General features: G+C 68.4%; 18 protein-coding genes. 6 read left to right on the top strand and 12 right to left on the bottom strand.

Going from position 1 to position 18,663, the window contains the following annotated elements; genetic code table 11:
• Position 1: 1 nt before the first annotated feature.
• From ACFYTS_RS18110 to ACFYTS_RS18120, 3 genes are all read right to left on the bottom strand, one after another.
• On the bottom strand, positions 2–1,264 hold the full coding sequence (locus ACFYTS_RS18110; protein ID WP_387305507.1) for an alpha/beta hydrolase: 1,263 nt from the start codon (positions 1,262–1,264) through the stop codon (positions 2–4).
• A gap of 191 nt (positions 1,265–1,455) precedes the next feature.
• Positions 1,456–3,645 (bottom strand): hypothetical protein, encoded by a 2,190-nt coding sequence (locus ACFYTS_RS18115; RefSeq protein WP_387305510.1) that lies wholly within the window; start codon positions 3,643–3,645, stop codon positions 1,456–1,458.
• Between the two features lie 91 nt (positions 3,646–3,736).
• Entirely contained in the window at positions 3,737–4,477 is a 741-nt protein-coding gene (locus tag ACFYTS_RS18120) for a S1 family peptidase (RefSeq protein ID WP_387305513.1), read from the bottom strand.
• Positions 4,478–4,549: 72 nt separating this feature from the next.
• Between ACFYTS_RS18120 and ACFYTS_RS18125 the strand changes: the two genes are divergently transcribed.
• The 3 genes from ACFYTS_RS18125 to ACFYTS_RS18135 all read left to right on the top strand — a co-directional run bounded on the left by ACFYTS_RS18125 (position 4,550) and on the right by ACFYTS_RS18135 (position 7,425).
• A complete protein-coding gene (locus ACFYTS_RS18125; protein WP_387305516.1) occupies positions 4,550–5,065 on the top strand; it encodes a pyridoxamine 5'-phosphate oxidase family protein in 516 nt (171 codons plus the stop codon).
• A gap of 114 nt (positions 5,066–5,179) precedes the next feature.
• Complete coding sequence (locus ACFYTS_RS18130) at positions 5,180–5,911, top strand: helix-turn-helix domain-containing protein (protein WP_387305519.1); 732 nt, start codon at positions 5,180–5,182, stop codon at positions 5,909–5,911.
• 62 nt (positions 5,912–5,973) lie between these two features.
• The gene (locus ACFYTS_RS18135; protein WP_387305522.1) at positions 5,974–7,425 is read left to right on the top strand and encodes a DUF222 domain-containing protein; all 1,452 of its coding nucleotides are present in this window, start codon (positions 5,974–5,976) and stop codon (positions 7,423–7,425) included.
• 313 nt (positions 7,426–7,738) lie between these two features.
• Here the strand turns inward: ACFYTS_RS18135 and ACFYTS_RS18140 are convergent, their stop codons facing one another.
• The 3 genes from ACFYTS_RS18140 to ACFYTS_RS18150 are packed head-to-tail and all read right to left on the bottom strand — an operon-like array spanning position 7,739 to position 9,839.
• Entirely contained in the window at positions 7,739–8,131 is a 393-nt protein-coding gene (locus ACFYTS_RS18140) for a VOC family protein (protein WP_357276924.1), read from the bottom strand.
• Positions 8,132–8,182: 51 nt separating this feature from the next.
• Positions 8,183–8,992 carry a hypothetical protein gene (locus tag ACFYTS_RS18145; protein WP_387305525.1) on the bottom strand — a complete coding sequence of 270 codons (810 nt, stop codon included), beginning with the start codon at positions 8,990–8,992 and terminating at the stop codon, positions 8,183–8,185.
• A 22-nt stretch (positions 8,993–9,014) separates the two neighbouring features.
• The gene (locus ACFYTS_RS18150) at positions 9,015–9,839 is read right to left on the bottom strand and encodes a DUF3097 domain-containing protein (RefSeq protein WP_357277156.1); all 825 of its coding nucleotides are present in this window, start codon (positions 9,837–9,839) and stop codon (positions 9,015–9,017) included.
• 182 nt (positions 9,840–10,021) lie between these two features.
• Between ACFYTS_RS18150 and ACFYTS_RS18155 the strand changes: the two genes are divergently transcribed.
• Complete coding sequence (locus tag ACFYTS_RS18155) at positions 10,022–10,453, top strand: NfeD family protein (RefSeq protein WP_357276921.1); 432 nt, start codon at positions 10,022–10,024, stop codon at positions 10,451–10,453.
• Positions 10,453–11,691 (top strand): SPFH domain-containing protein, encoded by a 1,239-nt coding sequence (locus ACFYTS_RS18160; RefSeq protein WP_387305528.1) that lies wholly within the window; start codon positions 10,453–10,455, stop codon positions 11,689–11,691. Before ACFYTS_RS18155 ends, ACFYTS_RS18160 begins: the two co-directional genes overlap by 1 nt.
• 70 nt (positions 11,692–11,761) lie before the next feature.
• Here the strand turns inward: ACFYTS_RS18160 and ACFYTS_RS18165 are convergent, their stop codons facing one another.
• From ACFYTS_RS18165 to ACFYTS_RS18190, 6 genes are all read right to left on the bottom strand, one after another.
• On the bottom strand, positions 11,762–12,700 hold the full coding sequence (locus ACFYTS_RS18165) for a TauD/TfdA dioxygenase family protein (RefSeq protein ID WP_387305530.1): 939 nt from the start codon (positions 12,698–12,700) through the stop codon (positions 11,762–11,764).
• A gap of 19 nt (positions 12,701–12,719) precedes the next feature.
• Positions 12,720–14,066 (bottom strand): LLM class flavin-dependent oxidoreductase, encoded by a 1,347-nt coding sequence (locus ACFYTS_RS18170; protein ID WP_387305533.1) that lies wholly within the window; start codon positions 14,064–14,066, stop codon positions 12,720–12,722.
• 39 nt (positions 14,067–14,105) lie between these two features.
• Entirely contained in the window at positions 14,106–14,975 is an 870-nt protein-coding gene (locus ACFYTS_RS18175; RefSeq protein ID WP_387305536.1) for an ABC transporter permease, read from the bottom strand.
• The gene (locus tag ACFYTS_RS18180) at positions 14,968–15,804 is read right to left on the bottom strand and encodes an ABC transporter ATP-binding protein (RefSeq protein ID WP_387305539.1); all 837 of its coding nucleotides are present in this window, start codon (positions 15,802–15,804) and stop codon (positions 14,968–14,970) included. Before ACFYTS_RS18180 ends, ACFYTS_RS18175 begins: the two co-directional genes overlap by 8 nt.
• A complete protein-coding gene (locus ACFYTS_RS18185; protein ID WP_387305542.1) occupies positions 15,801–16,880 on the bottom strand; it encodes an ABC transporter substrate-binding protein in 1,080 nt (359 codons plus the stop codon). Before ACFYTS_RS18185 ends, ACFYTS_RS18180 begins: the two co-directional genes overlap by 4 nt.
• 166 nt (positions 16,881–17,046) lie before the next feature.
• Entirely contained in the window at positions 17,047–17,793 is a 747-nt protein-coding gene (locus ACFYTS_RS18190) for an IclR family transcriptional regulator (protein ID WP_387305545.1), read from the bottom strand.
• A 468-nt stretch (positions 17,794–18,261) separates the two neighbouring features.
• Here ACFYTS_RS18190 and ACFYTS_RS18195 point away from each other — a divergent pair, with 468 nt between their 5' ends.
• Positions 18,262–18,603, top strand: coding sequence for a transglycosylase family protein (locus tag ACFYTS_RS18195; protein ID WP_357276906.1), 342 nt, complete (start codon positions 18,262–18,264; stop codon positions 18,601–18,603).
• The last annotated feature ends 60 nt before the right edge of the window (positions 18,604–18,663 follow it).

Consider the following 18,663-nt stretch of genomic DNA (forward strand, 5'->3'; position numbering starts at 1 on the left):
TTCAGCGGGTCCAGCGTCCGGGCGGCGGGTCCATCGAGGTGTAGGCGAGCAGCGGCAGCGGCTGATCGTCGAGAAATGTCTCGAGCAGTCGGGTGAACAGTTCGGGCTGGTCGGTCGAGACCGCGTGGCCCGCACCCTGAACATCGACGAGGGTCGAGAGGGGGAGGATGTCACGGTATTCACGGGAGACGGGCCAGCGGAGGAAGTCGCACTGTGCGGCCATGACCAGCGCGGGAACGCGTGCGTTCCGCAATGCGGGCCGGGGATCGGGGATGGTGGCGAAATCGGCTGTGGTTCGCTGATTCACGTAGAAGCCCTGCAGGTTGTCGTGTGGCGGCGTGGTGACCTCGCGTGAGCACGACGCCCCGTCGCGCCCGGTGAGAGCGACCTCATGCATCCACGAGTCGGCCTCGGCGTCGGGGACCAACGCGTGCGCGGCCTGGGGGTTCATGCCCATCAGCAAGGACAGGGCGAGGATGCGCGGGTTGCTCATCAGTTCGTCGTAGCGGGCCTGCTGGGCTGGACTCATCGCATTCCACGGCTCGCCGACGCCGTCGGGGAAGGCCTCCGGCCAGATCGCGCCGGGCGCGACGAAGACCGCCTTCGCGACATGGTCAGGGTGAGCCGCGATGTACTGCGCCGTCAGCGATCCGCCCCAGGATCGTCCGATGAGGATGAGCTGGTCGGCGCCGAGCCGGCGCCGGATCGCTTCGAGGTCGTCGACCTGACGCCGCACGGTGTATTCGGTGACGTCACCGAGTCGCGTCGACCGGCCGCCGCCCACTTGGTCGTACGCGTAGATGTCGTATCCGCGGGCCGCGAGTTCGGCCCCGCCGATCGGTATTCCTTCTCCCGGGGTTCCCGGCCCGCCGTGGAGGAAGATCACCGGCGGCTTCCGGGATGGGAGATCGGCGGCCGGCACATGGACATAGGCGATCCGCGACCCGGTGGGGAGTTCCCAATATCGGACAGCCGCGGGCGCTTCGGCGTTGGGCTGCGGCGGGAAGGGGTGGAGAATCGTCGCAGCCGCCAGCGCGACGATCGCCGCGCCGACCGCCGCGCTCGATCCCGCCGCGGCCGCGGCCGCGCGGCGCACCCCTGCCACACGGAAGCCCCAGCGGCTGATCAGGAAGCATACGCTTACCGCCACAACGAGACCGATGCCGAGGAACAGCGCCGGGGTGTCCACCACGTTGGCCGCCACGCCCGCCGCGAGCGCTCCGGCCACGATCGCCACCACGGTGCCGACGGCGATGACCGCCACTCCCAGGACGACTCGCCACCGGCGACGTGCGTTCTCCGGGGTCGCCGATTCTTCCGCTCTCGCTGCTATCTCGGACCTGCCTCGTGAAATCGTCGTTTCGTCGCGATCGAGGTCCCCACTGTAAACGGGTCCGCGGCGTTGTCGAGCGATTCAGCGCGGCCTGTCGGACGGTTGCCCAGTTGTGCGGCGTCTCAAGCGGATTCCACAGCGTGCAGGATCGGGCGGAGGCGGGTGAGGGCCCACTCGTCCTCGACAGCGATGTCGTCGGTGGAGTCGAAGCGCTCGTCGCGCTCGACCAGGGGGCGGAGCTTCTTCACCACCGCGCCGCGGACCGCCGCCGGTGCGCTCGTGAGTCGTTCGGTGAGTCGGAGCCCGAGGTCGCGCGCCCACCTGTCGGTCACCGCTCGCGCCACGATCTTCGCGATGCGGGCCGGAGTTCCCGGCAGCGGCAGTTCCGAGTCGAGCAGAGCGATGGCCGCGATGACGCCGGCCTTGATGAGCGGGCCGTTGTAGTTCTTGCGGTCGGTGATCACGAGGTCGGCCAGCAGTGCGCTCGAGTCGGCCACCGCCTCGGGCGGAAGGAGTTGCCCGGCACGCCAATCGAGCGCGAGGCGGACGGCGTCCTCGATCGGCTCGGTCCCGGCGTCGATGATGCCGCGCAGGATGGGCCAGCCGTGTGCGGCCTCGCGAGCGTCACTGTCGGCGAGAACACGAAGCGCGGCCAGCTGGTTGCCTCGCTCGGGGATGCTGGTCGCGGGCTCAGTGCCGACGAGGCCGCGGCACCAGTCGAGGAAGCGCGGGTCGGAGCGATCGTCCCAGTGCGCGATCACCTCTGATTCGGTGTACCGCAGGTCGGCGTCGAGGACGCGGTGGAAGTCGTTCGGGTCCTTGGTCAATCGCGCGAGCGCCAGCAGCACTGTCGCGTCGCCGCCGCGTGCGGCTTCCCGGACGTGGCCGATGCTCGCCGTGTCGTTCCAGCCCGCGAGCGCGTCGGCCGCCTGTTTCGGTGCGGACGCCAGCAGCTCCCGGACCGCCGAGATCGTGTCGCCTGTGGCCGCGGCGGGCCAGGAGCCAAGGAGCGCGATGAGCTGACCCGCGCCGTCGCGGGACGGATCGGCGGGCGGTGTTTGCCGCAGTGCGTGCAGGATTGCGACGGTGAGCAGGGTGCCGGCCGGTGCCTGCGCGCGCACGAGCGCGTAGCCGAGTGCGGATCGCGCCGATGCCGACGTGGCGACCATGAGGCCGCGCGCGGCCGGGTTGGTGAGCAGGGCATCGGTCAGCGGGCGTGACCACCGCCCATCCCCGGCCCGCAGTAGTGCGAAGGCGGCATCCACGCGAGCATCGGTCTCGAAGCTGCTCGACCCGAGGGTGGCGGTGCCGCCGGAGGTGACCTGCGCGGCCAGCGTGACGAGCGCGTCGCGGACCTCGGGCATCGGCGGGCATTGGCGCAGTGCGGCGATCATCGTCTCGGGCCCGGACTCGGGCAGGGCCGCGATGGCCAGCAATCGGCGGACCGCCGCCGGCGCATTGCTGCGGGATCCGAGCACGACATCGACGAGTCCGGAGATCGTCGTCTCGTCCGGCACCGGCAAGGCTGCGAGGACATGAGCCGCGGCGTCCGGGTTGACCGCGCTCAGCCACTCCGGGAGATTGTCGACGCCGAAAGCGATGTTCGGTGCGACCTCGACGGCCAGCTCCCACCCTGCGATCAGTGCGTCGAGATCGGAAGGTTCATCGCGCCGGGACGCGACCCGCGCGAGCGTGCCCGCCATGACCAGACCGGGATCCCGGTCCGCGAGCGCCGAAGTCGCGTCGGCCCCGAGCGTGGTCAGCGCGGCGACGCACGCCTGCTCGACCTGACCCGCCGGTCGCGATGCCGCCCGGTCCACGAGGGTGTCGAGAACCGTGGAATCGACTGCGGACTTGCCGGAATCGGCCGGGAGCGCGGCGGATTGCAGCAATGCCGCGGCCGCGGCCTCGGGGCCGTCGTCGCCGATCAATGGCCGCACCAGCGCGGCGATCCCGGTCAGCGCGGCCCGGGCGGACCGGACCAGGGCGGCGGTCTCGGTGTCGTTGTCGACCTGCTCGTAGTCGTTGACCGCGTCGGCGAACATCAGCAGCAGCCACGCGGTGCTCTCCGCGTCCGCGGTGCGCCGCGCGCCGAGGGTCGCGGCGATCCATGTCATCGCCGGCGCGGTGGAGTCGTACAGGGTGCCCTGGTGCAACACCGCGCCCCACAACTCGTGCAACGACTGCTCGACCGTCGCCGAATCCTCCAGCCCCTCGATCCAGCCGGGCACGTCGCTCGCGTCACCGTACGCGTGTTCCAACGCGGTCCAGTCGATTTCGCCGGTGCGGGAGCGTGGGTGCACGCCGTTCATGGATCTCCTTGTCGTGGAACGCGCAGCCCCGGCGGAGGTGCGGTGTCGGTGCTCGGCTTCGCGGCCGGTAGCCGGTGTCGAGGGCGGAAACTCAGAATGCCGCGGGTATCCGCGCGTAGACGCCCGGGTACCCGGGCAGCGCGGTTCCGCGTGCCCAGGACGTGATCGCGACCAGTTTCCCGTCGATGAGCAGCGGTCCGCCACTGTCGAACTCGCCGGTGTCGGCGTCGGTCGAGCCGGCGCACACCATGTCGGCGGCGTCGAAGGCGCCGGGGTAGGCGGCGGCGCACTCGGCGTCGGACACCATCGGGACGGTGGCCTGCCGCAAAACGGTGTTGGAGATGTCGCCGTCGCTGGTAGCGCCCCAACCGAGCACGATGCCGGTGCCACCGTCGGGTGCGGCGATCGGGATGGTCGGGCGGGACTGCGGGTGCGCGAGCGTCAGGATCGCGAGGTCATGGTGATAGACGTCGACGCCGTCGACGGTGTCGGTGCGAAAGTCGGGGTGCAAGCGGATATCCGTGACGCTCACGGTAGTTCCGTCACGTGAGGTCAGATCGCTGCGGTCGAAGGTGACGGTGAGCGCTTGCGGCAGCAGTTGTGCGTATTGCACGCAGTGCGCATTCGTGAGCACCCGGTCCGGTGCGATGAGCGCGCCGCCGCAGAACTGACCCGAGGCGCGCGGGAAGAACAGTGGGCTGCCGACCGCGGCCAGCCAGGGATGGTCGGCGGCATCGGCCTCGGTGCCGCCGACCACGGCATGGGCGGGGGCGGGCACTGCGCAGCCGATGAGCGCCGCGAGGAGGACGGCGAGGCGGCGGGAGTACGACATCGGGCCATTCAAACAGAGGGAACCGGGTTTCGGTGGCCGGACATGTCGGACCCTCGGCGTACGGTCGCGGTCATGACGTCTTGGAACGAGTTCGCAGCGGCCGCACCTCGCATCTCGGGAATCTTCACCCGTCGTCACGCCGCCACCGGCAACCTCTGCATGCTCGCCACCCTGCGCAAAGACGGCTCACCGCGCATCAGCCCCCTGGAACCGCGCATCTTCGAGGGTGATCTCTGGCTGGTGGGCATGCCGGGCACCACCAAGTTCGCCGACCTGGCCCGCGACCCGCGCTTCTGCCTGCACACGGCGACCGTCGACACCCAGGTCAGCGACGGCGACGTGAAGATCTTCGGCAGCGTGCGTGATGTGCAGGATCCCGAGCTGCAGCGCCGTTGGGCCGAAGACCTCTTCGCCGAGAGCGGATTCGACCTGCGCGGCCGCACGTTCGAGCCGTTCTACGCGGTGGAACTGACCGGGGCCTCGTCGGTGGAGATCGTCGACGGGCGCATGGAAGTGACGGTGTGGAAGCCGGGGCAGGATGAGCACGTCGTCGAAGTCTCCGACAGCGCCGACCCGGCGACTACATAACGTGCAATATTGCACGCAGTGCAAGAAGGCATTTCATGCAACAGTGCACGAGGTGCCGAATACTGCTGATTTTCAGCACATTTCGAGGTCAACGCGCGATCGGGTGCGTGCGTCGTGACGACTGTCCGTGCCCCACAAGGCTATCGGGAGCGACCGTCGAGCGTCGGCGACGCGGTGATCTGGTGTCGCGACGGCATCTCGGCCACCGACTCGCCGGTACTGCCGGATGGCTGCATGGATCTGCTGTGGGTCGATGGACGATTATCGGTGGCGGGCCCGGACACCCGGGCCTACCGTCCGGAGCCCGGCTTCGCGGACCGGATCGCGGGTATCCGCTTCTACCCGGGAACGGCGCCGGCACTGCTCGGTGTGCCCGCGCACGAACTCCGGGACGCCAGGGCTGATCTCGCCGATCTATGGTCGCCCGCCGATCTGCGCACCGCTTCGGAGTTGATCGCACGAGCATCGAGTCCGGTCGCCGGGTTGGAAGCGATCGCTCGCTGGCGTGCGGGCCGAACTGATGCCGTCGATCCCGTGGTGCGATTCCTTGTGGCGTCGCTGAGATCGGGCAGCTCGGTCGCGGCCATCGCCGATGAGCTGGAGACGGGACCGCGCAGGCTGCATCGAATATCGCTTGCGGCGTTCGGATATGGGCCCAAGACTCTGGGGAGGGTCCTGAGGATGCAGCGTGCATTGGCATTGGCGCGCGGCGGAATGGGGCTTGCGGACGTAGCGGTCGCTTCTGGATATGCGGATCAGGCACATTTGACACGGGATGTCCGAGAGTTCTCGGGCATGTCGCCGATGAAGTTGCTGGGATTGAATTTGGAACCGCCGTCATTCTGAATACTGTTATATCACTTCGTAATTCGAGGGTGTGTGCGGTGAATTGACGATAGAATTGATGCATGAATTCGATGGGGGTGACACTCGATGACTGCGGTATCGCCGAACTGGCGGCCGCGGTCTCGACCCTTTCGGAATCTATGCAGAACGGGAAGATGTCGGCGTTTTCCGATGAAGACATTGTGACGTTGATGCAGAAGATTGAAACCTGCAAGCGCCAGCTGGCCGCTCTGGATACCCGCCTGATCATCGAAGCGGGGGAGCGGTCGCTGCACTCGCGTAGCGGGGCGGGGAAGATGGTGCCGTTCCTGCGCCACACCCTCGGCTTGTCGCGGTATGACGCGTCGGTGCGGGTGAAGATCACTCACCACTGTGGGGAGTTCGTGCAGCAGACGGGCCATGTCGCGCCGCCGGTGCTGCCTGTGGCCGCTGAAGCGTTTGCTGCGGGGGAGATCTCGCGGGATCACGTGCGTCACATCATGGACGTGATGAACCACCTGCCCGTCGACGTCCCTGCCGAGGCTCGTGCGGAAGCCGAACAGATCCTCGTCGACTACTCGCGTAATGGGTGGCCGGATGATCTGTTGAAGATCGGGCGTGACATCCTCGCGCGCCTGGATCCCGATGGGAAGGTTGTTTCCGACGCGGACCGTCGCCGCCGTCGCGGGATCACCCTGTGCCGCCCCGGCGTGGATGGCATGACGCGCATCGAGGGCTGGATCACCCCGGAACTGCGTGCCTGCCTGGATGCGGTGTTCGCCAAGCTCGCCCGCCCCGGCATGTGCAATGTCGAAGACCCGGAAAGCCCTTCGGCCACGGGTGGGTTCATCGCCGACAGTGTTCTCGATGCTGCCGCGCGTCGGGATCGTCGTGACGCCGGGCAGCGGACCCATGACGCGTTGCTGGCGTTGGTGCGGCCGGGTGTGAACATGCGGACTCTGGGCATGCACCGTGGGCTGCCGGTCGAGGTCGTGCTGACCATGAGCCTGACCGACCTGGAGAACGGGACCGGGGTTGCGACCACCGCGTCGGGCACCCAGATCTCGATCAACGAAGCCCTGAAGATGGCCGAAGGAACCCGCCCGGTGATCGCGGTCCTCGACGGCGACGGGATGCCGCTCTACCTGCGACGCTCCCGACGCACCGCCAACCGAGCCCAACGATTCGCGCTCCTGGCCCGCGATAAGGGTTGTACTCGCCCGGGTTGTGAACAACCCGCCAACATGTGCGCCGCCCACCACGTCAATGATTGGGCCAAAGGCGGGCCCACCGACATCACCAACCTGACCCTGGCGTGCGACCACTGCCACGCACTCATCAATGACGGCCAGGATGGTTGGAAAACCGTTGTGATGGGTAAAGATTCGCCCCACGCGGGCCGGACAGGATGGATTGCGCCGAAGAGTCTGGATCCCACCGGCACCCCGCGCGTGAACGATCGTCATCATGTGGGGCAGGCGATCGCGGCTGCCGTCGATTCCAGTTGCCGAATGTGGCGCTCACGGGCAGCGTGACTCCCGGCTGCTCGTCTGCTGCTGGCGTGCGCAAAGCGACGGGGAGTGTGGTCGCCTCGCCTGCCCTGCCGGACTTGGGCTGACGCCGGGTTGGGATCCGTTTCCCGCCGATCCCAGCCCACTGACCGCACGCATCACCTTCTCGAGCCCGAACCCCAACCTCTCAGCCCTTCTTGCTCCGGGATGCTGCACGGCCGAGCCGTGCGGGGGCTGGTAGGCGAGGGGCCTCGCAAGCTCGGCCACCTCTCTTCCTTCTCCAGGCGTCTTTTGTCTTCTGATCTCTCTTGTCTTCGAGTCTTTGACTCGTCGTCCCTCAGCCCAACGCGGCGTAGAGATCCACCCCATGCCCATCCGGATCGAGCACAGTCGCATACCTCTGCCCCCAGAACGCATCGAACGGCTTCAACTCCCCCCGATACCCCGCCCCCACCAGCTCCTCGAACTTCGCATCCACCCCACCCGGCGACCCACAGTCACACGCCAGCCCGATCCGCCCAGCCCCCGGCCCAGCCACCCAGTCCGGCCGAAACGACCGAACCGTGTCCTCGGTATCGAGCATCAGTTTGACGCCCCCACCCAAGTCGGCGTCGACATGCGGTGCGTCCTCGGCCCCATCCGCGAACTCCACCCCGAGCCGCCGATAGAACTCCAGCGAAGCCCCCATGTCCGCCACCACGATCCCGATCACATTCAGTCGAATACCCATGCCCGAACCCTAAGCGCGGGCCACACCGATTCTCTTGAACGAATCGGACACTCAGCGAGCGTGGACAGCCGCCAGCCGAGCCGCGCGAATCGCATTCCACAACGGCCGCAACAACGCTTCCTGAGCAGCCACCGCGGTGGCAGAGGTCGGCGCCGAAGCCGGCTCCCGCTCGGCGACGGTCAGGATCGCCGCGACCTGATCGGCGGTGTCGAGAATTCGCCGCGCCCGCAGCGGCATCGAATCCGGATACTTGTGCCGCGAATGCCCGGCCAGTTCGGCCTCCACCAGATCCCGTGGCGCGACCCCACCCGACCCGAGCCGCGTCGTGTGCATCTGCTGCAACGCGTCCGCCGCATCCCGCACGGCTTCCCGCATCGTGTATTCGGCCTCACCCAACGGCATTTCCGGCGCGAGGGTCAGCGGAATGGGCGTGGAGTACACCCGCCACTGCAGGGCGTCCTCATCGGTCCACACCGGTACGAGTCCGGTCCCGGTGGTTCCGGGCGCTCCGACGAGGATGCCTTCCTCGGCTTCGGTTGCGGCGGCCGCGAACTCGGTGCCGACTGGTATGCCCCGCACGTCTCCGGGGATCGGCAGCACCAGCCGAACCTGCGCTTCGGGCCCGGTGTACGCCTCGCGAATAATCTTGAGCAGCACCATGATTCCCGCCCCGGCGACCGCCGCGGGGTCTTCGTCGGACGCCCACGGCAGCCCCGTGTGCCCGCCGGTGACAGGGTCTCCGGCGGCCACGGTCTGCCGCGAAGCCCAAGCGCGCAGTTCGTCGAGCACATCGTCGGGGGCGCTACAGCCTGCCAGCCAGGAACCGGCCCAGACCGTGAGCGAGGCGCTTGGGGAACTCATGTATTCGAGGATAACTGGCGGGCTACTCCTGCTCGGTGACGAAATCGATCAGTCGTTCGACCGCCCCGATGAGGGGGGTTTCCAGGTCGCGGTAGGAGTTGACCGCGTTGTAGACGCGCCGCCACCCGTCCTGCGGGGTGCCCCAGCCGAGGCGTTGGCAGATGCCGGTCTTCCAGTCTTCGCCGCGGGGTACGTCCGGCCAGGCGCGGATGCCGACGGCCGTGGGTCGGACGGCCTGCCACACGTCGATGTAGGGGTGGCCGGTGACGAGGACGTGCGCGCCGAGGCCCTGGGTGAGGCCGGATTCCTTGGAGCCGGTGACCAGATGGTCGACGAGGACGCCGACGCGGTGGTTCGGGCCGGGCTGGAATTCGGCGAGTTTCGCGCCGAGGTGATCGAGGCCCTCGAGTTGTTCGACGACGACGCCTTCGACTCGGAGGTCGTGGCCCCACACGCGTTCGACCAGGGCGGCGTCGTGGATGCCTTCGACCCAGATGCGGCTGGCGCGGGCGACGCGCGCTGTGAGGCCTTCGACGCGGGTGGACCCGGAGGCGGATCGGGTGGATTTCGCGGGTGCGGTGGCGGTCGGCTTGACCAGGGTGACCGCTTGGCCGTCGATGAGGAAGGCGGCTTCTCGCATCGCGAACAGTCGCACGCGTCCGGCGCGGTCCTCGAGTTTGACGAACTCTCCGTCGTAGCTGCGGTCGAAACCGACTACGGCGCCGCAGAATCCGGTGGCCGCGTCCTCGGCGACGAGGTCGCGTTCGGCGACCACGCGCGGCACTTCCCGCTTCTGTTTCCGTGCGTGCCCGGTGAAGATGTCGCCGTACTTCTGGTGCCCACTCACCACGTCGAGGTTACCGGCGGCGGACGGGAATCCCGCTCGCGCCGCGCCCATTCCGGCGGTCGGGCGGCTGCTGGGCAGGTTGTGCACGGTTTCCGGTGATCGGTGTCCGATGTGCCCGGTCGCGGGGCTCGGAGTGATCACGAATATCAGCCAGGCCCCGCAAATGCAGTTACTGTTGTGGCGTGGCCGCAATAGTTTGGCTGGTCGCGGGCATCCTGCTCGCGGCGGCCGAGATGCTCACGGGCACTCTTGTGCTGATCATGCTGGGGGTCGCCGCGCTGATCACGGCGGGCGTGAACGCGCTCACGGGGGCCCCGGTGCTGGTGGACGCGGTCGTGTTCGGTGGCACCTCGATCGCGCTGCTGGTGCTGGTGCGCCCATTCCTGTTGCGGCGCTACGCGACTCCGCCGCCGCATCAGACGGGGGTGGACGCTTTGCCGGGTAAGACCGCCAAGGTGCTCGAAACGGTCGACGAGCACGGTGGTCGCGTGAAGCTCGGCGGAGAGGTGTGGAGTGCGCGCCCGTACGACGCCTCGGAGACCTATCCCATCGGTTCGACCGTATACGTCATGAGGATCGACGGTGCGCACGCCGTCGTCATGAAAGGGCAGTGATGGGTGTACTGATAGTCGCCGTCGTACTCATACTTCTGGTCGTCGTGGTGGTCTTCAAGTCGGTGGCGCTGGTGCCGCAGGCGGAGGCCGCCGTGATCGAGCGGCTGGGCCGCTATTCGCGGACCGTGTCCGGGCAGCTGACCTTCCTGGTCCCGTTCGCCGACCGGGTGCGCGCCAAGGTGGACCTACGCGAGCGGGTGGTGTCCTTCCCCCCGCAGCCGGTCATCACCAAGGACAACCTGACCGTGCAGATCGACTCGGTGGTGTATTTCCAGGTCACCAGCCCGCAGGCCGCCGTCTACGAGATCTCCAATTACATTGCCGCCGTTGAACAGTTGACGATCACCACGCTGCGCAACGTGGTCGGCGGCATGACCCTCGAGGAAACCCTCACCTCCCGCGACCAGATCAACGGTGAACTGCGCGGCGTCCTCGACGAGGCGACCGGGCGCTGGGGTCTGCGAGTGGCGCGCGTGGAACTGAAGGCGATCGATCCGCCGCCGTCGATTCAGGAATCGATGGAGAAGCAGATGAAGGCAGACCGTGAGAAGCGGGCCATCATCCTCACCGCCGAAGGCCAGCGCGAGGCGTCGATCAAGACCGCCGAAGGCCAGAAGCAGGCGCAGATCCTCGCGGCCGAGGGCTCCAAGCAGTCGATGATCCTGTCCGCCGAGGGCGAGCGGCAGTCCCGCATCCTGCGCGCTCAGGGTGAGCGGGCGGCCGCGTATCTCCAGGCGCAGGGCCAGGCCAAGGCCATCGAGAAGGTGTTCGCCGCCATCAAGAACGGCAAGCCCACCCCCGAGCTGCTGGCCTACCAGTACATGCAGACGCTGCCGCAGGTCGCCAAGGGTGACGCCAACAAGGTGTGGCTGGTGCCGAGCGACTTCGGCAAGGCCCTCGAAGGGTTCGCGCGCGGTTTCGGCAAGCAGGGCGAAGACGGCGTATTCCGCTACGAGCCGGCCCCCGACGGCGCGGAATCCGCGACCGAGGACGACTCCGACGAGGTCGCCGACTGGTTCGACACCGCCACCGACCCGGCCACCCAGCAGGCCGTGCGCGCGGCGGAGGCCGACGCCCGGACCCCGGTCGAGCCGATGAGCCTGCCGCCGACGGTCGCGCCGCAGCAGCTGCCGCACACCCAGCGTCCGGCTCCGCCCGTGCAGCCGCAGTACCGGCCGGAACCGCCGGACCAGCGCTGGCAGAACCCGCCGCAGCCGCCGCGCCCGCAGGGGCTCTGACGGATTTCCCGGTCGCGACATCGAACGAGGCCCTCCCGGTGGTGCCGGGAGGGCCTCGTCGTCGGAGAGGTCAGTTCGCGGAACCGTCGAACCGGTCCCCGGAGATCGACCGCGACGGCTCGCCGTCGACGCCCACGGGGACCTCACCTTCGAGGGTCGTGCGGTACAGCACCCGGGTCACGTCGAGATGGTCGAGGTCGCTGGGCGCGAGGTGCGCGGTAGCGCGGTTGTCCCAGAACGCGACACTGTCCTTCGCCCACCGGAATCGGACCGTGTACGCGGGGTCTGCGATCTCGGCGTACAGCAGCTCGAGCAGCGCGTCGCTCTGCCGCGGGCTCAGTCCGATGATGCGGGTGGTGAAGCCGGGGTTCACGAACAGCACGCGTTCCCCGGTCACCGGGTGCACGCGGACCACCGGATGCTCGGTGACCAGCGGCGCCGCCGCGACGCGTTTGGCGTAGTCGCTGTCGGCGTCCCACACGGGCAGCTTGCCGCCGAACCGGTGCTCGGCGCGCAGCCCGTCGAGCAGCGTTTTGAGCGAATCCGGCAGTCCCGCATAGGCGGCCGCCAGATTGGTCCACTGGGTGTCGCCGCCGCGCTCGGGCGCGATCTCGGCCCGCAGCAGGGAGGCGGCGGGCGGATTGATCAGCGGCGAGATATCGGTGTGCCATTGATTGGTGTAGCTGAATTTCTTCTTCCCGAAACGCTTTTCGTAGAGTCGGCTGTCGACGGCCAGGATCTCGGGGTGCTCGGTGGGGGCGTCGTCGTCATAGGGGTGCGAGGGTGTGACCGCGCCGAAGCGGCGGGAGAAGGCGATCTGCTCGGCGTGCCCGATGCGCTGATCGCGGAAGAACAGCACCTTGTATTCGTGCAGTGCCGCGGTGAGGACCGCGATCTGCTCGTCGGTGAAGTCGCCGCGCAGGTCGATGCCGCTGATCTCGGCGCCGATGTGCCCGGCGACAGGAGTGATCTGGAAGGTGGCGACGGGGTTCTCGGTGACGGTGGTCATGAGGGTTTCCTTTCGGTGCTCAGGCGGTGGCCTGGGTGCGGACGGGAGTGAACTGGCTTTCCACCGGGTCGAGGCCGTAGTGGCCGCGCAGCGTGGTGGCGGTGTATTCGGTGCGGAACAGGCCGCGCTGCTGCAGGATCGGCACGACCTGGTCGACGAAGTCCTCGAGCCCGCCGGGCAGGTACGGCGGCATGATGTTGAAGCCGTCGGCGGCGCCCTGCTCGAACCAGCTCTGCAGGTCGTCGGCGATCTGTTCGGGTGTGCCGGCGAGGGTGCGGTGGCCGCGGCCGCCGCCGAGCTTGCCGATGAGCCGGCGCACGGTCAGCTCCTCCTTCTCGGCAAGTTCCTTGACGAGGGTGAATCTGCTCTTGCCGCCTTCGATCTCGCTTTCCGGGGGCAGCGGCGGGAGCGGCGCGTCCAGGGCGTGCTCGGTGAGGTCGACGCCGAGCAGCGTCGACAGCTGCCGCAGCGCGTAGTCTGGGGAGATGAGGTCGGTGAATTCCTGTTCCAGCGCACGGGCTTCGGCTTCGGTGCCGGCGATGAACGGCACCAGACCGGGCAGCACCTTCAGGTCGTCGGCGAACCGCCCGTATTTGGGCAGCCGGGCCTTCAAATCCCGGTAGAACGCCTGCCCTTCGGCGAGGGTGCGCTGGGCGGTGAACACGGCCTCGGCGTGGCGGGCCGCGAATTCCTTTCCGCTCTCCGAGGATCCGGCCTGTACGAGCAGCGGCCGCCCCTGCGGGCTGCGCGGGGAGTTCAGCGGCCCGCGGACCCGGAATCGTTCGCCGCGGTAGTCGAGGGTGTGCACCTTGTCGGGGTCGGCGAAGACGCCGGTCTCCGGGTCGAGCACGACGGCGTCGGATTCCCAGCTGTCCCACAGCCGTACGGTCAGATCGACGAACTCCTCGGCCCGCTCGTAGCGGCGGGCGTGTTCGGGGATGGCGTCGAAGCCGAAGTTGAACGCCTCGTCCTCGCTGCCGGAGGTGACGATGTTCCACCCGGCGCGTCCGCCGCTGATGTGGTCCAGGGAGGCGAATTTGCGGGCCAGATTGAAGGGTTCGTTGTAGCTGGTCGAGGCGGTGGCGATGAGGCCCACGTGTTCGGTGGCGGTGGCGATGGCCGCGAGCAGGGTGACCGGTTCGAAGACGGCGAGGGCGTTGCGTTCGATGCGCGGCCCGACCGCGAGCCCGTCGGCGAAGAACACCGAGTCGAGCTTGCCGCGTTCGGCGATGCGGCCGAGCTCCTGGAAGTGCCCGACCTCGAGCACCTGGTGTTCGCGGGTGCGCGGGTGCCGCCAGGCGGCCTCGTGGTGGCCGACGCCCATGAGGAAGGCGTTGAGATGGAAGGTCTTGCGGGGGCTGGGCATAGGGGAGTGATCCTTCGATGGTTTCAGGGGTGGTGGCGGCTAGCGGTGCGCGCGCCAGCGGGAGAGCCGTCGCTCGATGGCCACGAGCACGCCGTTGTAGGTGAGCCCGACCACGGCGATGGCGACGATCCCGGCGTACATGTCCGGAATCTGGAAGTTCTGCTGCGCGGCGGTGATCAGGTACCCGAGCCCGGCGCGCGCCCCGAACATCTCCGCGGCGATGAGCACGAGGATCGAGCCCGAGGCCGCCATCCGGATACCGGTGAAGATGGACGGCACGGCCGCGGGCAGGATCACCTTCTGGAACAGTCGTAGCGGTGAGAAGCCGAGTGAGACGGCCGATTTCACGAGCAGCGGGTCCACGGTCCGCACGCCGCTGATGGTGTTGAGCAGGATCGGGAAGAATCCGGCGTACACCACCAGCGCGATCTTCGAGGTCTCGCCGATGCCGAGGATCAGGATGAACACCGGCAGCAAGGCGAGGGCGGCGGTATTGCGGAACAGTTCCAGCACCGGGTTCAGGAATTCCGCGACCGGCCGGTACCAGGCGATCGCCACACCGACCGGAATCGCGGTCACCAGCGCGATGGCGAAACCGATGAGCGAGCGGGTCAGGCTGGTGGACACGTGTTCCCAGAGCTGACCGTTGCGGATCAGCTCGAGCCCGGCGCTGACCACCGTGGAGAACGGCGGCAGGAAGACCTCGTCGACGAGACCCAGTCGCGGCGCGGCCTCCCACACCGCGAGGAATGCCGCGATCACCACGGCCGGTTTGCCGATCCGCCAGCTGATGCGGGCGAGCGTGGGCAGGACCGAGGCGGCCCGGCTCGGTCGCGGCGCCGCGCGATCGGCGGCGGTGCGGGACGGGATCTCGACGGGTGCGTCGATCAGGTGCACAGCGCTAGACATGGGAATTCCTCCGATCGGCGGTGAGCGCGGCCTGCTCGAGGTCCTGGGCCCGCGCGACCTCGTCGTGCAGCAGCGACCACACGTGGTGGCGCAGTTCGCGGAACCGTTCACTGGACCGGACATCCGGGTCGGCGGCCCGGTCCAGGTCGATGTCGACCACGGCCTTGATCCGCCCGGGCCGCGAGGTCAGCACGGCGACGCGCTGCCCCAGGTAGACGGCCTCGTCGATGCCGTGGGTGATGAACAGCACCGTCTTGCCGGTGGCCCGCCAGATCCGTAACAGCTCGTCCTGCAACGACTCCCGGGTCTGGGCGTCGAGCGCGGCGAACGGCTCGTCCATCAGCAGTACTTCCGGATCGAAGGCCAGGCTGCGGGCGATGGCGACGCGCTGTTTCATGCCGCCGGACAGTTCGTGCGGGTACCGGTTGCCGAAGCCGGCCAGTCCGACCAGTTCCAGGTAGTGCTCGGCGATTCCCTTGCGGGCGCGACGGGGAATGCCCTTGGCCTCCAACCCGAATTCGATATTGGCCCGAGCTGTGCGCCACGGCAGCAGCGCGTACTGCTGGAACACGATGCCGCGATCGAGTCCGGGCCCGGTGACGGGCGCGCCGTCGAGCAGGATCTGCCCGGCGGTCGGCCGGTCCAGCCCGCCGAGCAGATCCAGCAGCGTGGATTTGCCCGAACCGCTGGGCCCGACCAGGACCAGGAACTCACCGTCGCGAACATCGACGGAGATGTCGGAGAGCGCGGTCAGAGGTTCCCGCTCACCCCGCACGGGGAATTCCTTACGGAAGCCCGAGAGCGCGAGTTTCACCGCGGCGGTGCTCATTTGGACACCGCCTCGCCGCTCGGGCCGCCGGTCGCCGGGTACTTCCCGTTGGCGTACGGATTGTCCTTGTTGGTGTAGAGGTCCTTGGCGGCGAGCTTGCCCGCGGGCAGTTCGCCATTGCGGACCAGCCAGTCGATCCAGATCTGCAGCTCCCGTTCGGCGACCACGCCGCCGGGGACCGGGACGCCGGAGCTCTTGTAGTACTGCAGCAGCGAGGTGTTCTCGTTGCGCCCGCGCTCGTGGATGATGTCGGCGAACCGGGCCACCACCTCGTCGCGTGGGGTCACCTGCAGCCAGCGGGTGGCGCGCGCGGTGCCCTGCACGAAGTCGGCCACCGCGTCGGCGTGCGACTTCAGATAGTCGTTGCGGAAGACGTAGGTGCCGTAGTCGAATTGGCCGAACAGATCCTTGTCGGTGTAGAGCGGATGGATCCCGCCGCGCCCGATGGCGGTGTCGCGGAAGACGCCGCCGAGCGCGGCCACGTCGATCTGCCCGTTGCGCAGCGCGTCCTCGGTATTGGCGGGCGGCAGCACGACGAGCTGCACCTGCTTGATCTCGGCGTCGCTGAGCCCTTGATCGTGCAGCCATTGGCGGGTGATGAACTCGTGGTGCGCGCCCAGGGTGTTGACGCCGACCTTCTTGCCGATGAGGTCGCGCGCCGAGGTGATGCGGGAGTCGTCGCGCACGAAGTAGCCGGTGAAGTTCAGTTCGTCCGCGCCGTAGGAGCTGAGCACGGAGGTCACGGGCGCGCCGCCCGCGATGAGCTTGATGACCGCGCCGTTGAAGGCGCTGCCGAATTCGACCTGTTTGGTGGCGGCGGCCTGGATATTGGCCGGGCCGGAGGTGGTGTCGCCCTCCCAGTGCAGGTCGATGTTGGTGAAGTAACCGAGGTCGGCCGCGAGTTCGAAGGCCGTGACCTGGCCGGTGCTGCCCTGGTAGCGGACGACGGTCTTACCGTCGGCGGTCGTGCCCGCATCGGTCTTGGCGCAGCCGGTGAGCAGGACCGCCGCGCTGGTGACCGCGATCGCGGCGGCGACCGCGTGTCGCACCCGCGCGGGGCGGAGGGAGAAGGCCATGGGGATGTCTTTCGGTGAGTGTGTCCGTCGCGGAATGGGTTTCGTGGCGGGGACGACAACAGAGCCGCATGGGGATTCCTCTTCGGGGGCGGGGACGGTCGATCGGAGTGCTCACATGCTGCGATGGCCGGGAGGCCCCGGCAACCGCCATTTCACGATGTGGAAATCAGCGTGAGCGAAATTCGGCGGTGGAAAGCGTTGCGTCGCCGGTGTTTTGGAACAGCGGCGCGATCCGGCCCGCCGCGATGCGCATGGCCGGGACGACGGCGCGGATCAGCTCGCCATCCAGCCGCGCCGAGCGGGCCTGCACCGCCAGCGCGCCCCGCACCTGCCGGTGCGGTCCGACGATCGGCACCGCGAGCGCGCGAATCGGATCGTCGGTCTCGATGAGCTCGCTGGCGAACCCCCGGTGGCGGACCTGGTCGAGGTCGACATCGGCCGCGGCCCGGCCGGCGGAGTAGGCGAGCAACGCGTGGCCCGTCGCGCTGGCGTGCAGCGACTGCCGGGCCCGCGGCACCTGATGGTGGCAGAAGTGGACGGGCGGGCGGGCCTGGAACACCGTGACCGCGTCGTCGGCCTCGGGCACGCTCACGCTCACCGTGATGCGGATGCCCGCCGCCAGCGCGTACAGGTGCGGCGCGACCGAGTCCAGACCCAGCCGAGCCAGCGCGGGCCGGGCCAGTGTGGCCAGCCCCTGTCCGACGCGATACCGGTCGGTGGCCGGGTCCTGCTCGAGCAGCCCGCCTCGGACCAACGCCTGGGCCAGCCGGTGCGTCGTGCTGACCGGCAGCGCGGCCCGGTGGGCGAGTTCGCTCAGCGACAGCTCGGGATCGTCGCCCTCGAGGCAGTTCAGGACGTGGATCGCGCGGTCGACCGCGCGGGCTCCGGACCGGGGTTCATCGATGGCGGCCATGGTTCCTCCTGGGGGACCCGAAACGACGTTCCAGGCACTATCCCGAGTGCTCTGACCTGGGGCAACGGTTGTGCGCACCGCGATCCGAGCCGGTCGCGGCGCGTTTTCGCGCGCGCATCGTTCTGTCTCGCGTTTGTATTACGCGATGGGGGTCACCTTTTATGCGTGACCTCGCTCACAAATTCGTGGCTGAATTTCAGAAATGTCATTCTCCGACTCTCCGCGTCGAACTGCGTAAACCACATAAAGTGCGGTCGCAATCGTTTCGTCAACTGCTCGTGATCGATACGTGATTTGCGGAGATCTTTCCGTTACCGTCGCTAGCGGCTCGGAGAAACCCGGGCTCCAGCTCGAATCGACGAACACCGGCAACTCCGTCCCACGATTCGAGAGCAACCGATACCCCTGGGGACGGGGACCCGCAGCGAGCAGCACGGGCCGGTGGGAGCGGGGCGAGGAAACAAACTTATGCATCGCAACCGGAAGCTCACCACCCGCACTCGTATCGCCGCCGCCACCGCGGCCGTGGGCGCGCTCGTGTCCGTCCCGTTCGCGCTGTCGACGGCGACCGCCTCGGCCGCCTCGGGCAACTGGGATGCTGTCGCGCAGTGCGAGAGCAGTGGCAACTGGGCTGCCAACACCGGCAACGGCTTCTACGGCGGCCTGCAGTTCACCCAGAGCACCTGGAACGCCTACGGCGGCGCGGGCAGTGCCGCCAACGCCAGCCGTGAGGAGCAGATCCGCGTCGCGGAGAACGTGCTCGCCGGCCAGGGCCGGGGCGCCTGGCCCGTGTGCGGCGCCTACCTGTAATAGGCGTTCCGCTCAGTCGGAATTCGCAATGGTCCGTGCCGCAACGATGCGGCACGGACC

This window comes from Nocardia sp. NPDC004151 (genome assembly GCF_042874235.1).
Lineage (GTDB): Bacteria > Actinomycetota > Actinomycetes > Mycobacteriales > Mycobacteriaceae > Nocardia.

Bases quoted from the DNA above. Each gene is read 5' to 3' on its own strand.
- ACFYTS_RS18115 (WP_387305510.1), bottom strand. From the start codon at position 3,645: ATGAACGGCGTGCACCCACGCTCCCGCACCGGCGAAATCGACTGGACC.
- ACFYTS_RS18120 (WP_387305513.1), bottom strand. From the start codon at position 4,477: ATGTCGTACTCCCGCCGCCTCGCCGTCCTCCTCGCGGCGCTCATCGGC.
- ACFYTS_RS18125 (WP_387305516.1), top strand. From the start codon at position 4,550: ATGACGTCTTGGAACGAGTTCGCAGCGGCCGCACCTCGCATCTCGGGA.
- ACFYTS_RS18135 (WP_387305522.1), top strand. From the start codon at position 5,974: ATGAATTCGATGGGGGTGACACTCGATGACTGCGGTATCGCCGAACTG.
- ACFYTS_RS18140 (WP_357276924.1), bottom strand. From the start codon at position 8,131: ATGGGTATTCGACTGAATGTGATCGGGATCGTGGTGGCGGACATGGGG.
- ACFYTS_RS18145 (WP_387305525.1), bottom strand. From the start codon at position 8,992: ATGAGTTCCCCAAGCGCCTCGCTCACGGTCTGGGCCGGTTCCTGGCTG.
- ACFYTS_RS18160 (WP_387305528.1), top strand. From the start codon at position 10,453: ATGGGTGTACTGATAGTCGCCGTCGTACTCATACTTCTGGTCGTCGTG.
- ACFYTS_RS18165 (WP_387305530.1), bottom strand. From the start codon at position 12,700: ATGACCACCGTCACCGAGAACCCCGTCGCCACCTTCCAGATCACTCCT.
- ACFYTS_RS18170 (WP_387305533.1), bottom strand. From the start codon at position 14,066: ATGCCCAGCCCCCGCAAGACCTTCCATCTCAACGCCTTCCTCATGGGC.
- ACFYTS_RS18175 (WP_387305536.1), bottom strand. From the start codon at position 14,975: ATGTCTAGCGCTGTGCACCTGATCGACGCACCCGTCGAGATCCCGTCC.
- ACFYTS_RS18180 (WP_387305539.1), bottom strand. From the start codon at position 15,804: ATGAGCACCGCCGCGGTGAAACTCGCGCTCTCGGGCTTCCGTAAGGAA.
- ACFYTS_RS18185 (WP_387305542.1), bottom strand. From the start codon at position 16,880: ATGGCCTTCTCCCTCCGCCCCGCGCGGGTGCGACACGCGGTCGCCGCC.
- ACFYTS_RS18190 (WP_387305545.1), bottom strand. From the start codon at position 17,793: ATGGCCGCCATCGATGAACCCCGGTCCGGAGCCCGCGCGGTCGACCGC.
- ACFYTS_RS18195 (WP_357276906.1), top strand. From the start codon at position 18,262: ATGCATCGCAACCGGAAGCTCACCACCCGCACTCGTATCGCCGCCGCC.